Annotated in this window: 11 protein-coding genes and 1 tRNA gene; 11 read left to right on the plus strand and 1 reads right to left on the minus strand. The window is 61.6% G+C overall.

Translation table 11 applies throughout. The features are described 5' to 3' along the window. Nucleotides 1-5 precede the first annotated feature (5 nt). The 4 genes from OGI63_RS03815 (at nucleotide 6) to OGI63_RS03830 (ending at nucleotide 3,061) form a co-directional block, all read left to right on the plus strand. Nucleotides 6-650 carry an ABC transporter permease gene (locus tag OGI63_RS03815; RefSeq protein ID WP_004268670.1) on the plus strand — a complete coding sequence of 215 codons (645 nt, stop codon included), beginning with the start codon at nucleotides 6-8 and terminating at the stop codon, nucleotides 648-650. A gap of 290 nt (nucleotides 651-940) precedes the next feature. Continuing rightward, nucleotides 941-2,140 carry a trans-sulfuration enzyme family protein gene (locus tag OGI63_RS03820; protein ID WP_004268678.1) on the plus strand — a complete coding sequence of 400 codons (1,200 nt, stop codon included), beginning with the start codon at nucleotides 941-943 and terminating at the stop codon, nucleotides 2,138-2,140. A 16-nt stretch (nucleotides 2,141-2,156) separates the two neighbouring features. Continuing rightward, nucleotides 2,157-2,888, plus strand: coding sequence for a PLP-dependent transferase (locus OGI63_RS03825; RefSeq protein WP_012619711.1), 732 nt, complete (start codon nucleotides 2,157-2,159; stop codon nucleotides 2,886-2,888). Further along, nucleotides 2,864-3,061 carry a PLP-dependent transferase gene (locus OGI63_RS03830; RefSeq protein ID WP_004268680.1) on the plus strand — a complete coding sequence of 66 codons (198 nt, stop codon included), beginning with the start codon at nucleotides 2,864-2,866 and terminating at the stop codon, nucleotides 3,059-3,061. The genes OGI63_RS03825 and OGI63_RS03830 overlap by 25 nt, the downstream gene beginning before the upstream one ends. Before the next feature lie 66 nt (nucleotides 3,062-3,127). Here the strand turns inward: OGI63_RS03830 and OGI63_RS03835 are convergent. Continuing rightward, nucleotides 3,128-3,201 (minus strand) — tRNA-Pro (locus tag OGI63_RS03835). 226 nt (nucleotides 3,202-3,427) lie between these two features. Here OGI63_RS03835 and lysS point away from each other — a divergent pair. From lysS to OGI63_RS03870, 7 genes are all read left to right on the plus strand, one after another. Beyond that, entirely contained in the window at nucleotides 3,428-5,092 is a 1,665-nt protein-coding gene (gene lysS / locus OGI63_RS03840; protein WP_012619713.1) for a lysine--tRNA ligase, read from the plus strand. A 150-nt stretch (nucleotides 5,093-5,242) separates the two neighbouring features. After that, nucleotides 5,243-6,304 (plus strand): hypothetical protein, encoded by a 1,062-nt coding sequence (locus tag OGI63_RS03845; RefSeq protein ID WP_004268683.1) that lies wholly within the window; start codon nucleotides 5,243-5,245, stop codon nucleotides 6,302-6,304. A gap of 765 nt (nucleotides 6,305-7,069) precedes the next feature. Continuing rightward, complete coding sequence (locus OGI63_RS03850) at nucleotides 7,070-8,425, plus strand: C45 family autoproteolytic acyltransferase/hydolase (protein WP_004268685.1); 1,356 nt, start codon at nucleotides 7,070-7,072, stop codon at nucleotides 8,423-8,425. 210 nt (nucleotides 8,426-8,635) lie between these two features. Continuing rightward, entirely contained in the window at nucleotides 8,636-9,994 is a 1,359-nt protein-coding gene (locus OGI63_RS03855; RefSeq protein WP_004268686.1) for an aminopeptidase C, read from the plus strand. A 103-nt stretch (nucleotides 9,995-10,097) separates the two neighbouring features. After that, entirely contained in the window at nucleotides 10,098-12,221 is a 2,124-nt protein-coding gene (locus tag OGI63_RS03860; RefSeq protein ID WP_004268688.1) for an APC family permease, read from the plus strand. A 117-nt stretch (nucleotides 12,222-12,338) separates the two neighbouring features. Then, on the plus strand, nucleotides 12,339-13,832 hold the full coding sequence (locus OGI63_RS03865; protein ID WP_004268689.1) for a S10 family peptidase: 1,494 nt from the start codon (nucleotides 12,339-12,341) through the stop codon (nucleotides 13,830-13,832). 208 nt (nucleotides 13,833-14,040) lie between these two features. Next, on the plus strand, nucleotides 14,041-15,570 hold the full coding sequence (locus tag OGI63_RS03870; protein WP_004268691.1) for an APC family permease: 1,530 nt from the start codon (nucleotides 14,041-14,043) through the stop codon (nucleotides 15,568-15,570). Nucleotides 15,571-15,625: the final 55 nt, after the last annotated feature.

Genomic DNA, 15,625 nt, shown 5'->3' on the forward strand with positions numbered 1-15,625 from the left:
CTGACATGAAGAAGCAATCTGATTCCAACGACGCACAGACGCCGTACGACGACGAGGCCACCGAGGTGTTTGCCGCCGAAGGGCCGCTTGACGAGACCGTGGGGATCGACGAGCGAGTCGACCTCACAAGCACCACGCAGATGCCTGCTGCGGATGCCACCGCACCTGTCGATATGAACGCACCCCTGTACGCGCAATTTGCCGGGGACACCGACGCGGACTCGGGCCTCGGCAACGACGGCGGAAGCGATGACGGCGGAGCCAATGCCAGCAGTGCCGAACCCGGTGGGGAGCCCGTCGGCGATGACCTGACGATCCCGATGCAGACGACCGATGCCTCACATCAGGCGAGCACCGGAGAGGGCGCACCGCGGAACATCCCGCTCTACCAGGCGCCTCCGCAGTGCAAACCGGAGCCGGAACGGCCGAAGGGGGCGAGCGCGGGCACCATCGTGTTCGGCGTGGTCGTGCTGCTGTTCGGCGCGCTCACGGTCACGGTCGGTCTGCTCATGAACTCGTCGATGTTCTCGTTCGTCGAGTTCAACCGGATCACCGGTTACCTGTTCGCCGGCCTCGGCATTCTGCTCTCGCTCATCGCCATCGTGATGGGCGTCTCCAGCCACTGGCGCAACAAGAATCGCGGTGCGTGACAGCCGGATGCCACAGACGTTCCCACACACCCACCAGAAAGGAGCCCAAGCGTAAGATCATATTCTCAATCTCCTAGCATCTTCACTTGAAACCCGCTGTAGATGCGCTCTATAGCGGGTTTTTCGTTGCGATCCCGCGTATTTGCAGACTCCTATAACCTGCGCGTATAACCACGCCGGCATTCGTGCGTCTGAACGGCGATACAGTGGCGCCCGTGCCTGACAACGACGGATGCGGGCACGACCCAGACCAATAGCACACAGACAATCCATGCTGTACAGGAGGTGCCATGACCCAGCTGAACACCAAACTCGTCCACGGCGTACCGGTGACGGACAACGCTACCGGCGCGGTGAACCCGCCCATCTACAATTCGTCCACCTATGCCTTCGAATCGGTCGGGTCTATGCCACGCTGGGACTATGCGCGCAGCGGCAATCCCACGCGCGATTTCCTGGAACGGCAGATCGCCCAGCTCGAACACGGTGTGCGCGGTTTCGCCTTCGCCTCAGGGCTCGCGGCGATCCATGCAGTGCTGTCGATCTTCGCACCGGGCGAGCGCATTGTGGTCGGCTCGAACATCTACGGCGGCACCTACTCGCTGTTCAACGAGCATTTCAACCGTTGGGGGCTCGTCAGCTACCCGGTGGACACACAGGACCTGCGCGAGCTGGAGCATGCGATCGGCGGACACGGCGAGCAGGCCCCGGCGAAGGCGGTCTATTTCGAGACGCTCACGAACCCGTTGCTGCAGGTCAACGACGTGCACGCCATCGCCGAGATCGCGCACAAGTACGGCGCCATCGTGATCGTCGACAACACCTTCGTCACGCCATACCTGCAGCAGCCGCTCGATCTGGGCGCCGACATCGTGATTCATTCCGCCACGAAATACCTCGCCGGCCATTCAGACGTCGTCGCCGGTCTCGTGGCGGTGGCCAACGACATTCTCGCAGCCCGCGTGTACTACTCGCAGAACAGACTCGGCGGCGTGCTCGCCCCCGCGGAATGCGATGCGGTGCGCCGTGGGATCCAGACGCTCGCACTGCGCCTCGAACGCCAGCAGGAGAATGCGCTCGCCGTTGCGCGCCATCTCGATGAGCACGCCGCCGTTGCGCGCGTGCATTATCCGGGCCTGCACGGCGAGGCGGTGGCATCGAAGGGACTGCGGGGCGCCGGCGGCGTGCTCAGCTTCGAGGTGCGTGAAGGGGTGAATCCGGCGGATGTGCTGAACAATCTGCAGACATTCCGTTTGGCCGTCTCGCTTGGCGCCGTGGAAAGCCTGGCCGAATACCCCGCGCGCATGACCCATTTCGAACTGCCGCGCAGCGAACGGCTCAAAGTGGGCGTCACCGACGAGCTGATCCGGCTGGCCGTGGGCATCGAGGACGTACGCGATCTGATCGAAGACCTCGACCAGGCGCTCGCCATCGCCACCGGCCACGCGCAGGCGCCGCAATCGCTCGAGCTCGCGTCGCTCTTCCGTTAACCGTTCCCTCGCGCATATGACTGCGCCACTGACAGACTGGCTTACCATGGCCCATTTCTCCACGCTGGCCATCCACGCCGGCTATGATTCCGCGGACTGTACCAACGGCGATGCCGCAGTGCCACCGATCTACCTTTCCGCCGCCTTCGACATGCAGTCCGCGGCACACGGCGACGCGCTCTCGGCAGGTGCCGCAGAGGGCTTCTCATACTCCCGTATGGCCAATCCGACACTCGACGTGCTCGAACGACGCATCGCCGCATTGGAGGGCGGCCGTTCCGCCGTGGCCTTCGCCTCCGGCATGACGGCGGTCTCCGCGGCGTTGCTGTGCGCGGCGGAAGGCGGAGGTCGCATCATCGCCGCGCGGAATCTGTACGGCGCCTCCGTCGATGCGATGGACAGCCTGTTCCCCGAATTCGGCATCGAGACCGATTTTGTGGATGACATCAACGACCTTGCCTTGGTGGAGTCGCTGATCGGGCCGGACACGCGCGCGATCTTCGCCGGGTCCGTCGCGAACCCGTCCACCGAGGTCGCCGATGTCGCCGCGCTCGCCAGCGTCGCGCATCGGCATGGCATCCCGCTCATCATCGACAACACGGTACCCACGCCCTACCTGTTCCGGCCGATCGAACTGGGGGCCGACGTCGTCGTGCATTCGACCACGAATTCGAAGTGGATGGCGGCCGTGAGCAGGTCGCGCGGATTCTCGATGGCACCCACGTGTTCACCTATGTGCCGAACATAGGCGATGCGCGCTCGCTCATCGTCGATCCCGCGCGCATCACACACCGCGAGGTCTCGCCGGAGTTCCGCCGGATGAGCGGCGTGGACGACAATCTGATCCGCCTGTCAATCGGATTGGAGGACACGGCCGACCTCATCGCCGATCTGGAGCAGGCGATACGCCGCGCCTACTGAGCTCAGGCTGGACATACGGGAAATGGAATAAGGGGTTGCCTCCATACGGAGACAACCCCTTTCGCGTCGGGCTGGCGAGATTTGAACTCGCGGCCTCTTCGTCCCGAACGAAGCGCGCTACCAAGCTGCGCCACAGCCCGATGTTGCTTTTGCGCAACAGAACGTTACTGTACGACGTTTGGTCGACTATGGCAATTCGTCGGCGTGTTGCATATGATCGATTACGCGGAAGCTTCCGAGAAGCGCACTGTTTTCGGTACTTTCGCAGTCTGTTTCACGGAAGCTTCCGTATGTCGTGGCATGCGCGCGTTCGCTCAGGGAGGCCGGGCGGGGGAGTGTAGCGAGTCTTTATTAGACTGTTGCGCTATGACTGAAGCGAATGAATCTGCAGACATCACTGTGGAAGAAGAGGTAGTGGCCGCCCCCGAGATGAGCACCGTGGAACGCGCGGAAATGCTGCTCAACCAGGACGAGGCGATTTTCAAGCGCGTGCAGGAGGGCGCCTCGCTCGACGAGGCCGTGGATCCGTCGAACAAGGAATTCGGACCGCTCGCGCACCCGGAGCAGGTGCAGACCCGTGTGGCCAAGCGTGCGATGATGATCAAGGACGGTATCAATCCGTACCCGGTGAATCTCGACGTCACCACGACCATCGACGCCGTGCGTGTCAAGTATGACGGCAAGCTCGAAGCGGGCGCCGAGACCGACGACATCGTCGGCGTGGCGGGCCGCGTGCTGTTCATTCGCAATGCGGGCGGACTGTGCTTCGTGCAGCTCGCCGCCGGCGATGGCACGACGATCCAGGCCATGCTCTCGAAGAAGCAGATCGGCGCGGATTCGCTCAAGCAGTTCAAGCAGCTGGTGGATCTGGGCGACCACCTGTTCGTCAAAGGTCGTGTGATCGCATCGAAGACCGGCGAGCTGTCGATCTTCGCCGATGAGTGGGCCATCGCCGCCAAGGCGCTGCAGCCGCTGCCGACGCTGCATAAGGAACTCAACGAAGACACCCGCACGCGCAAGCCGTACATCGGCATGATCGCCGACGAGAAGATTCGCAACATGGTGCGCAATCGTTCCCGTGCGGTCGCCTCGCTGCGCCGCACCTTCGACGAACACGGATTCCTCGAGGTGGAGACTCCGATGCTGCAGACCATTCACGGTGGTGCCGCGGCTCGTCCGTTCACCACGCATATGAACGCCTTCGACCTTGATCTCTACCTGCGCATCGCGCCCGAGCTCTTCCTCAAGCGCTGCCTCGTGGGTGGCATCGAGAAGGTGTTCGAGATCAACCGCGACTTCCGCAACGAGGGCGTGGACGCCACGCACGCGCCGGAATTCACGATGGTCGAGGCTTATGAGGCCTACGGCAACTACGACACGATCGCCAAGCTCGTCAAGGAGCTGATCCAGAAGACCGCCATCGACGTGTTCGGCTCCACCAAGGTGACGCTGCTCGACGGCACCGAGTACGACTTCGGCGGCGAATGGAAGACGATGAGCATGTACGACTCGCTGTCGGAGGCGCTCGGCCAGCAGATCACGCCGGAGACCAGCGTTGAGGAGCTCGGTGCGATCGCCGACCGTCTGGGCGTGGAGCGCGACGAGGTGGAGAACCACGGCAAGCTCGTCGAACACCTGTGGGAGCACTTCTACGAAGACAAGCTGTACGAGCCGACCTTCGTGCGCGACTTCCCGGTGGAGACCTCGCCGCTTGTCAAGGCGCACCGCAGCAAGCCCGGCGTGGTGGAGAAGTGGGACCTCTACGTGCGCGGCTTCGAGCTCGCGACCGGCTACTCCGAGCTCAACGACCCGATCGTGCAGCGTGAGCGCTTCGTGGCACAGGCCAAGGATGCTCTCGCCGGTGACGAGGAGGCCTGCGACATCGATGAGGACTTCCTCGAGGCGCTCGGCGTCGGCATGCCGCCGGCAGGTGGCATGGGCATGGGCATCGACCGTCTGCTCATCGCGCTCACCGGCGCCACGATCCGCGAGACGATCACGTTCCCGCTGGTCAAGCCGCTCAACAACTGAGCCGTGCATTCGCTGAAGGCCGCCTGTACTCTGGAAATTATCTCCACAGATTATAAGGCGGCCTTTTCCATGCCGTCGTAATCTCTTCGGGTATGATGGGCCTCATGTTGAAATGACTGCCATCGCAGTCGGAACATGTAAGGACCGAATATGAATCCAAACGAGAACAATGGCGCGCAGCCGTCGAACGACCTGCCGCCGTATGCCCAGCCGACGCCGGCCCCGCAGCCGGCACAGGGCTCGCCGTCCCCCCAAGGGCAGCAGCCTGCGTATGCCAACGCACAGTCGGCACCACAACAGCCGCAATCCGTGTCGCAGACGCCGCACGACGCACCCCAATTCGCACAGAACACCCCGCAGGGTGCGCCGGCTGGCACGACCACAGTGGATATGAAGGAATCGGTGAACAAGTTCGCGGACGCGCTCGGCAAGCAGCATCTGAAGATCGGCAACCATGAGGTGGCCTACGGCAATCTGGTGACCGTCGTCGGCGCGCTCCTTGCGATCATCGGCGTGTTCCTGCCGTTTGCAAGCATCAGTGCCTTCGGTGTCTCTATGTCTGTGTCGCTCATGCCACATGGCGATGGGTGGATCCTGCTCATCGGCGCCGTCGTGATCGCCGTGCTCGCCGTGTTGCGGCAGGAGATCGCGGCACTGACCGTCACGATCATCTACACGCTGCTCGTCATCTACGAGATCGCCGCCGCCGGCAGCAAGATCTCCCAGTCAGGGTACGGCACGCTCCTCCAATTGAGCTATGGCGCCGGCATGTGGCTGCTCATCATTGCGATCATCGTCATGCTCATCGGCACCATCTTCGCGTTCTACAACAAACAGCGTGCCAAGAACGCCCAGAATGGTGCGCCGGCGATGCCTGTGCAGAATCCGGCATACGACGCTTCGTACCAGGACAACGGCTGGCAGTTCGGCGTTCCCGCCCAGAGTGATCCGAGCAATGTCGACAATAGCCAGTGGCAGTTCGGTGTCGAGAATCCGCCCGCCGATGCGGGCGTACAACAAGGCACGCCTGTGGCACCGGCCCCGAATGCGGCTGCACCGGTTCCGCCGGCAGTGGCCCATGAGCCATTCAATGCTGCGCCGGACGCCTCTGCAACTCCGGCGGCACCCGCTGCACCGGCAGCGCCTGCCGCGCCGGCTCAACCCACCATTCCTCCCGCATCGCAAGATCCGGATTCACAGGACGCGCAGTAATCCTCCTGTACGGTGTCATCGGGCATCGCACAGGACATTTCGAGGCCCCTTCAGGTAAATCACCTGGAGGGGTCTATTTATATTCTCCGCCTATATTTCCGCCCATCGTATTTCCTGCCACTCCAGCGGTCATTCGGCGCATATCGCCGCAATCTGGCCATTGGGGAACGTGTTTCATCGGCCATTGTCCGCATCCGCAACTCATCTGGCCGTTGGGAGGGGATATCGGATGCCAAATGGCGGCGTCGTATTGAATCTGTCGGCCTCCTCGTGACCTCCTGCGCAGTTTGACCAGCGAACGACGTTGTTCGATGGTCGGATTTCGCGATTCGGCGCATTCTGGCCGTTCGGGGCGCCGGCCACCGACATGAACCAAGTGGTGCAGATTGTGGGAAAGGCAAGTGTGGCAAACGCATGAGGCGGCAATGAATTGGTGTGCAGTTCAATACAAACTGTCTAATAAGAAATACTGTGTCGTGAGGTCGTGGCTTCGGCGGTGCCCTTCGTTGGCTCTGTGCGGACATGGTATGCCGTGATGTGGAATACGTGTCGGCGGGCACAGATGCCTGTGCCACATATCATCTGGTGCTCAGGGCGCATGGGGCAGAGGGCGGTGGCGTGGGTTTTAAGAAAATAGAGTTCGGAAAATATGCTGTTTTTGCCTTTTAATATTCCGCTCAAGGGCTATCTGCCTCAAGGGTAAACAAAATGAGGCCGCGTCTCCGGCTCCCTATGCTGTTGCTTAGTTCCAACAAAGGGGATGCAATGGCATTGACCAGCGAACAGCAACAGATCGTGGACAAGGCCACGCTCACGAGGATCAACGGATGGCAGTACCTGACCGTTGAGGGAAGCCCGTACGAGATCGGCTTCGAGCACGGCTACCTGCTCACCGACGAGTTTAAGGACGCCATTCGCGTCTACACGCATATGACGCTCGAGACGCTTGGCATGGATTACTCGTTCTTCGTCGATCAGGCGGTCAAACTGCACAAGGACAAGATTCCACAGGAATACATCGAGGAGATGCAGGGCATGGCCGACGGCTTCACCGCCGGCGGCTTCGAGACCAGCCTGGACGACGTCATCGGCTGGAACGACTGGATGGAACTCACCGGGTACTGGTGGCCGCAGGTCGCCGCCGAGTATTCGAACAACCCGCCGGACGGCCCCAAGGGATCGCACTGCTCGGGCTTCGTGGCCACCGGCAGTGCCACGAAGGACGGCAAGCCGGTCATAGCCCACGAGAGCTTCGACGACTTCTGGAGCGGTCAGTACTTCAACGTGTGCGAGAGCGTGAAGCCCGCCCACGGCAACAGCTTCAAGATGCAGACGGTGCCCGGCTACATCGATTCGATGACCGACTTCTATGTGACTTCGGCCGGTCTGGCCATCACCGAGACGACGATCGCCGGATTCGTCGGCTACGACGTGGACGGCATCCCCGAATTCGTCCGCGCCCGCAAGGCGACCCAGTACGCGAACAGCATCGACGAATGGGTCACGATCGTCAACGAGGGCAACAACGGCGGCTACGCCAACATCTGGCTGCTCGCCGACGCCAACACGAACGAGATCGCCCGCTACGAGCAGGGCCTCAAGCACCAGGAGCTGCTGCGCACGAAGGACGGCTCGTTCTATGGGTGCAACGCCTGCCACAATCCGCGCATTCGCAACCTCGAATGCGTCGACAACGGCTACAACGACACCCGCCAGCAGACCGGCGCCCGCCGCGCACGCTTCGAACAGCTGCTGCCGCAGCTGCACGGCACCATCGACGACGATGTGGCCAAACGAATCCTTGCCGACAAGTTCGACCCATATCTGGGTTATGTCAACGCAAGCTCGCGCAACATCTGCGCACACTACGACGTTGACCCCCAGTACTATGCGGACGATCCGCACGGTGTGTGGAACGTGCCGTTCTTCCCGGGCGGTTCCTGCGACGGCAAGTGCGCCAACGGCGACGACATCAAGGCCCTGCACATGTGGGGCATCTTCGGCCGCGCCGATGGCGAGCCGTTCGACGCCGACGAATTCATGAGGCAGCACCCGCAATGGAGCTGGCAGAAGGGGTATCTGTACGACCGCCCCAGCCAGCCCTGGACGTTGTTCGACTGATCGCGCACCAGCATTGCCCCGGGTCCGCGCATATCCGCGCGCTCCCCGGCGCATGGTCCATGCACCGGTATGGTGCATATGCAATACACACGTACACCCGATTCGTGCAGATGCCCCGTCGCACCGCATGTGCCATGCATGGCGTTGCCCGCCAGCAACCCGTGCGAACCGGATGGCATGACAACAACCAACAATGAAGGTCAATATACTATGGAATTGACAAAGCAAGACCTGTCGCAAATGGCGGAGGCATACAAGAAGGACGCCGCCCAGCAGATCGCGGAGCAAGCGGTCAAGAACAACGGCATCCATGCGTCCAGCGAGCGTGAGCATGTGGTCGTGACCGAGAACAACTTCGTGTTCTCGGTGGACGTCGACAGCGAGGCCGTGGCGAACCAACGCCAGTCCGGCCGCTGCTGGATGTTCTCGGCGCTCAACTTCCTGCGTTTCCACATGGAGAAGAGCCTCAAGTTGCCGAAGGGCAGCTTCCAGCTCTCGCAGAACTACAACTTCTTCTATGACAAGCTAGAGAAGTCGAACTTCTTCATGGAGAACATCATCAAGTACGCAGGCTCCGATCTCAACGACCGCCGTGTCGACTTCCTGCTCGCCACCCCGCAGCAGGACGGCGGCGACTTCGACCCGATCTGCGCGCTCATCGAGAAGTACGGCGTGGTGCCGCTGGAGGCCATGCCCGACACCGCGGTGACCAAGAACACGTCGGAATTCAACGCCGTGCTCAACCGCGTGCTGCGTGAGGACGCGTTCAAGCTGCGCAAGCTCGTGCGCGAAGGCAAGTCGGAGAAGGAAGTAGACGACGCACGTCGTGCCATGCTCTCCGAGATCTACCGCATCCTGTGTGTGAGCTTCGGCGAACCGCCGAAGACCGTGGACTTCGAATACCGTGACACCGACAAGAAGTACCACGCCGACCGTGGTCTGACCCCGCTCGAGTTCTACAAGAAGTACCTCGGCGATGTCAAGCTCGAAGATTACGTAGGCGTGATGAACCTGCCTGTGGAAGGCATGGAATACGGCAAGATGTACACGATCGACATGACCGGTGAGGTGCTGGGCTCCAAGCGCAAGCTGCACTATGTGAACGTGCCGATCGACGTGATGAAGGAAGCGACGATCAAGCAGCTCAAGGCCGGCGAACCGGTGTGGTTCGGCTGCGATGTGCTGCAGGACTCCGACTTCGTCAAGGGCATTCTCTCGCTCAACCTCTACGACGTGCAGAAGATGTTCGGCATCAAGTTCGACATGGACAAGGGCGAACGCTTCCAGTACAACCAGAGCTTGCCGACGCATGCGATGACCATGGCCGGCGTCGACCTCGACGCCGACGGCAAGCCGATCCGCTGGAAGGTGGAGAACTCGTGGGGCACCACCGCGCATGGCAAGCCGGTCGGTCACCAGGGCTACTTCATCATGGATGATTCGTGGTTCGACCAGTACATGTACGAGGTGGCGGTGCGCAAGGAGTACCTGCCCGAGGAGTACCAGAAGGCGCTGGAGACCGAGCCTGAAGTGCTTCCGTATTGGAACACCTTCAACCCGGAGCCGTGATACGCGAGACCCGAAGGGGCCCCGTCCGTAATCGATAGCGTTGCAGATGCCGCTCGGCCAATCCCGGGCGGCTCCTGTGCGCATGGACGTAAGCCAGGAAAACATGAGTGATAAAACGAAATCCAAATCCGGCGCCATAGTCAAGGGCGCCAAGGGAAGCACCGGCAACCTCACGACGATCGCGTTGATCATGATGAACGTCACGGTGATCGCAGGTCTCGCCAACGACGTGCAGCAGTCGTTCTACGGCCTCTCCTCAGTTACCTTCTTCCTGCTCGGCGGACTGCTGTTCTTCCTGCCGACGGGTCTTGTGGCGGCCGAACTCGCATCCGGCTGGAGCCAGCGCGGCGGCATCTTCCGCTGGGTCGGCGAAGGCATCGGCGTGTTCCCCGCGGTCTCCTGCCTGTTGATTCTGTGGTTCCAGACCACGTTCACCTTCGGCTCCGGCATTCCGTCGATGTCGGCCACGATCGGCTTCTTCACCACGAAGTACGACTGGGCCGTCGACTTCGCCAAGAACTCGCATACGTGGAAGGTGACGCTGCCGATCATGATCGGCTGGCTCGCCTACTACTGGTTCTGCTGCTTCCTCGCCACGAAGGGCGTGAAGACCTTCAGCAAGATCGCGCAGTACGGCGTCATTCTCGGCACCTTCCTGCCGCTGGGCGTCATGACCATCCTGGCCGTTGTCTGGCTATGCCAGGGCCACACGCCCGCCATCGACATGGCACCGAGCGCATTGGTGCCGAAGTGGGAGGGCATGTCGACCCTCGCGTTGGCCGCCGGCGTGTTCTTCTCCTTCGCGGGCATCGATATGAACGCCGCGCACATCAAGGACCTGAAGAAGCCGAACAAGCAGTTCCCGCTGGCCATCTTCGTCTCGATGATCCTCGCGCTGCTCATCTTCATCGTCGGCACGCTGATCATCGCCATGGTGATTCCGAACAAGCAGATCAACCTGCTGTACACGCTGTTCGCCACCTACCGCGCACTCGGTGCGACGATCGGCTTCCCTGACCTCTACTTGGTATTCTGCTGGCTCGGCATGCTCAACAGCTTCGCTGCGCTCATCACGAACCTCGCCGGCCCGTCCTACATGCTCGGCCAGGCCGGACGTTCGGGCTTCCTGCCGAAGTTCCTGCAGAACAACAACAAGCACGGCATGCCGAGCCGCCTGATGTACATGCAGATGGCGCTCATGACGATCATCGCGTTCATCGTGTTCCTGCTGCCGAACGTCGAAGGCTTCGTCGCCCTCATCACGCAGGCGATCACGATCCTGTACCTCACCTACTACGTGCTCATGTTCGTCGCGTTCCTGCGCCTGCGTTACCAGCAGCCGAACCGTCCGCGTGGCTTCAAGGTGCCAGGCGGCATGTTCGGTGCGTGGCTTGTGGCCGGCATTGGCATCCTTGCCTCCGTGTTCGGCATCGTGCTGGCGTTCTACCCGCCGGCACAGCTTGCCGCCGAGGTCGGCTCCGGTGCCACTTATGATCTGATCATCATTGGATTGCTCGCATTCGTGTTCATTGCATGCGTGCTCATCTACCGTGCCTCCCGCAAGCACGATTGGGCTGATCCCACCAACCAGTTCGCCCCGTTCACCTGGCAGATCGAAGGGTTGAAGAAGCCTTCCAAGGCGCTGTCGAACATTCCTACCGCATTGCTTTCCGAAGGTCAGAACCCAATGGGCCTGCCGATCAAGAAGCACTACGACAAGGATGAGATGATGAAGGAGCTGCCCACGGGCAAGGATCCGAAGCAGGGTGAGGTGGCGGCTGCGCTGCTCAAGAAGCAGGGCATCACCGAACCGTCCGAGCCGGCCAAGGTCGCCTTGGTGGGAGACCCCACCGTGGGCGTCAAGACGGTGTCGTACGAACCTGAACCCGTGCATACGAACGAATCGGGCGATATGATTCCTCAGCCCACCGCTGCCGATGTCTCAGCGGCTCCAGTGCCCACCGATGCGGCGGCCGATGCTCGCCGTGCCGAGGCCGAGGCCAAGATTGCCAGCCAAGATGCCCATGAGTACCACAACGAGGCCGTGGCCCTTACCGATGAGGCGAAGGACGATGCGACGTTGTCGCAGGACGCCCACCACGTTCAGGTGGACGAGGCCGAGGCGCATGAGGCACAGGCCGCAGTCAAATCCATCGACTCCATCAACGCGGATCAGGCCGTCGACCCGACCAAGCCTGAGGACGATCCGTCGCAGCCCAAGCACTGAGCTCAGGCGTTCCTAATGCGCAGGCGGCCTCGTGACATTCACGGGGCCGCGCATGCGCCAAATTCTTCGGTGCGCGGGGCATTCCTCCCATGCACTATACAAACTAAGGAGTATTCCATGGCAGACAATACAGAAGCAATCAAGAACGAAGCCGGCAACGGCGAGCAGAAGAAGCCGCTCGAGCCGCTGCCGCAGACGGCCACGAAGCAGTACACGTGGACCGGCGCCGACGGCACGAAGATCAACTACACCGCCACCGCGGAAATGATTCCGGTGCGCGCCAACGACGGCCAGCTCATCGGCCACATGTTCATGTTCTCCCAGGTTTCCGATCAGGAAGACAAGTCGGATCGTCCGGTGACGTTCTGCTGGAACGGCGGCCCCGGTGGCGCCTCGTACATGGTCAACATCGGTGGCATGGGCGCCAAGCGCGTCAAGACCGATGGCATGGCGCACCTGAAGGGCGTCGGTGAGGTCGAAGACAACCCGTATTCGCTGCTGCCGAGCTCGGATCTCGTGTTCATCGATGCGTTCGGCACTGGCTACTCGCATGTGGATCCGAACTACGACGCCAAGAAGGTGTGGGGTGTCGACGGTGACGGCGATGCCTTCACGCGCGGCATCATCGCATGGCTCACCAAGTACGACCGCATGAACAGCCCGCACTACCTGTACGGCGAATCCTACGGCACCATGCGCAACGCCGTCGTCTACCGCATGCTCGGCGAGCATGGCGTCGGCGTCGCAGGCATCACCGAACAGTCCACCATTCTCGACTACGAGCCCACGCTCTCCGGTGAGGACGACTACTACATGGGCATGTTCCCCGTGTACGCCGCCACCGCCAACTACTTCAAGAAGGCCGGGGTGGGCGTCGACCAGTATGAGTGGTACGACAAGGCGTTCGACTATGCGAACAACACGCTTGCCCGTGCCCTGACGCTCGCCGATGCATTGCCGGCGGACGAGATGAAGAAGATCGCCGGCGAGATGAGCGAGTTCATCGGTCTGCCTGCTGACTTTATCGAGGAGAAGGGCCTGCGCATCGAACTCGACACGTTCCGCAAGAACCTGCTCAAGGCCGAGGGCGAGACCACCGGCCGTTACGACACCCGCTTCACCACGTACGGATACCAGGACGTGCAGGGCGACAACGAGTTCTTCGCCGGCGAGGATCCGTCGTACGACGCAATCAACGCCGCCTACCTCGACGTGTACATGAAGATGCTCGGCGACATGGGCTTCAAGGGCTACGAGAACTACGAGGGCCTCTCGCTCAAGGTCAACTCGAGCTGGAACTGGACGCATCAGGCTCCAGGCACCATGGGTTCCCCGCAGGTTCCGAATGTGGCCTACGACCTTGCCACCGCGCTGCGTCGCAACCCGACGAGCCGCATCTGCGTGCTCGGCGGCATCCACGACGCAGCGACGCCGTACTGGAACGTGCGCCACGACATCAACAAGCTGTTCCTGCCGCAGGCGCTCAAGGATCGCATCGAGTACCATCTGCACTCCAACGGCCACATGCTGTACTGCGACGAGGTGGCTCTGGCTGCGACCGGCCCCGAACTTGCCGCCTTCTACGACAAGCGACATGAAGACAAGGACTGATTTGTCCGGCGCGTCCGACGCCAAGGAACCGCAGTAGTTGATCTAAGGGTCTGATTCGAGGGGATTGCCCGCCTCCCATTGAAGAGGAGGGCAATCCCTTCGGGATTTTTGCGTACCGCACAGTGCCGTTCCAACGCAGGACGACAGAACTATAGTCGAAAATTGAAATAGTACGGAAGAGATTTTCCAGGAAGGGAAGGAGCCTCACATGACCGCTGCAACGAAGTCACAGGGAACCCCAGCTCCAAACAATACGGGTGCGGGCGGTCCGGTCACCGTCAAGCGCACACTCTCGGTATTCGACCTCGTGGTGTTCGGCATGATCTTCATGGTGCCAATTGCCCCGTTTTCCATTCTCGCATCGGTTGCGAACACGTCGCACGGCATGCCGGCCCTCGCATACGTGATCGCCATGGTCGCGATGCTGTTCACCGCGTTCTCGTTCGACCTCATGGTGCCCCGCTACCCGTCGAGCGGCAGCATCTTCGTCTACGCTTCCGATGAGATCAATGGCCCGGTGGGATTCGTGGTCGGTTGGCTCATGCTGTTGCAGTACTTGATCACGCCGGCCGTCATGCTCATCATGGCCGGCCTGGCAATTCATGAATACGTGCCGGCCGTTCCAGTGTGGGCATGGTGCCTCATCTTCCTCGCCATCATCACGGTCATCGCGATGCGTGGCGCCGGCGCCACCGTCATGGTGGACAAGCTCGCCTTGGTGGCCGAGCTCATCGTGCTGCTGCTGTTCTTCATCTTCGGCGTTATCTATGTGGCGAAGAACCCCAGCGTGGCCCACTTCTCCTTCGAAGGCTTCTACAATCCGGGCCACTTCGAGATGGGCGCTGTGATGAGCGCCGTCTCGCTGTGCGCGCTGTCGTTCGTCGGCTTCGGCTCCGTGGTCACGCTCGACGATCAGAGCCTCGACCCCAAGCATGGCCCGTCGCGCGCGATGATCGTGATCGTGCTCATTCTGGGCGCGCTCTACATGGCGATGAGCCTGCTGACGATGTGCATGGATCCGAGCGGCAAGCTCATGGCGGCCAATCCGAACAACGGTTTCTACTTGGTGGCCGGCCTTGCCGGAAAGTGGCTTGGCGTACTGTGCGCCGTGGCCAATGCGCTCGCGCTCGGCATTTTCACCTCGCTGTCGGGCATGACCGCCGGCGCCTCGCTGCTGCGCGTGATGGCCAAGGACGACGCATTGCCGTCGGTCTTCGCCAAGATCAGCCCGAAGACCCGCGTGGCCACCGTCGCCACCGGCTTCGTCGCCGTCCTCACGCTGGCGCTCATCTTCATTGTGCTGCCCATCGGTATGACCACCGGCGCGAAGATCTCCAACTACGGCGCGCTCTCCACGTACTTCATGCTCAACATCGCCGTCATCTGGGGCCTGGGCATCAAGGCGAAAATCCTCGAACATGGCAAGTTCTGGCGTACGATCATCTTCCCGCTCATCGGCGCAATCGTCACCGGCGTCATCTTCTGCTCGCTCGGCGGCGAGGTGCTCATTGTGGGCACCGTGTGGCTCGTGCTCGGCATCATCTTCTACTACGTGTGGACGAAGGCGCTACATCACACGCCGGATCTGCTCTCCGACTCCCGTGCCAAGGGCGAGACCAAGGCGCAACGCATCGCCCGCAATGCACAGGCCGATGCCCATGCCAAGCAGGTCGCCCAGAACGTGCTCGACCAGCAGACTGCCGCGGACTCCATGTCGAACGAGTCCTCGAAGGCCTGATCTGTCGCCCTGTGCTCGAACTCGCGCGCGAGCTCACCCATTATGCGGTGCGCTC

It is taken from the genome of Bifidobacterium sp. KRGSERBCFTRI (assembly GCF_025908335.1).

Excerpts from the sequence above, each read along its gene's own strand:
- OGI63_RS03865 (WP_004268689.1), top strand. The coding sequence starts at position 12,339 with ATGGCAGACAATACAGAAGCAATCAAGAACGAAGCCGGCAACGGCGAG.
- OGI63_RS03820 (WP_004268678.1), top strand. The coding sequence starts at position 941 with ATGACCCAGCTGAACACCAAACTCGTCCACGGCGTACCGGTGACGGAC.
- OGI63_RS03870 (WP_004268691.1), top strand. The coding sequence starts at position 14,041 with ATGACCGCTGCAACGAAGTCACAGGGAACCCCAGCTCCAAACAATACG.
- OGI63_RS03850 (WP_004268685.1), top strand. The coding sequence starts at position 7,070 with ATGGCATTGACCAGCGAACAGCAACAGATCGTGGACAAGGCCACGCTC.
- OGI63_RS03815 (WP_004268670.1), top strand. The coding sequence starts at position 6 with ATGAAGAAGCAATCTGATTCCAACGACGCACAGACGCCGTACGACGAC.
- OGI63_RS03860 (WP_004268688.1), top strand. The coding sequence starts at position 10,098 with ATGAGTGATAAAACGAAATCCAAATCCGGCGCCATAGTCAAGGGCGCC.
- lysS (WP_012619713.1), top strand. The coding sequence starts at position 3,428 with ATGACTGAAGCGAATGAATCTGCAGACATCACTGTGGAAGAAGAGGTA.
- OGI63_RS03845 (WP_004268683.1), top strand. The coding sequence starts at position 5,243 with ATGAATCCAAACGAGAACAATGGCGCGCAGCCGTCGAACGACCTGCCG.
- OGI63_RS03855 (WP_004268686.1), top strand. The coding sequence starts at position 8,636 with ATGGAATTGACAAAGCAAGACCTGTCGCAAATGGCGGAGGCATACAAG.
- OGI63_RS03825 (WP_012619711.1), top strand. The coding sequence starts at position 2,157 with ATGACTGCGCCACTGACAGACTGGCTTACCATGGCCCATTTCTCCACG.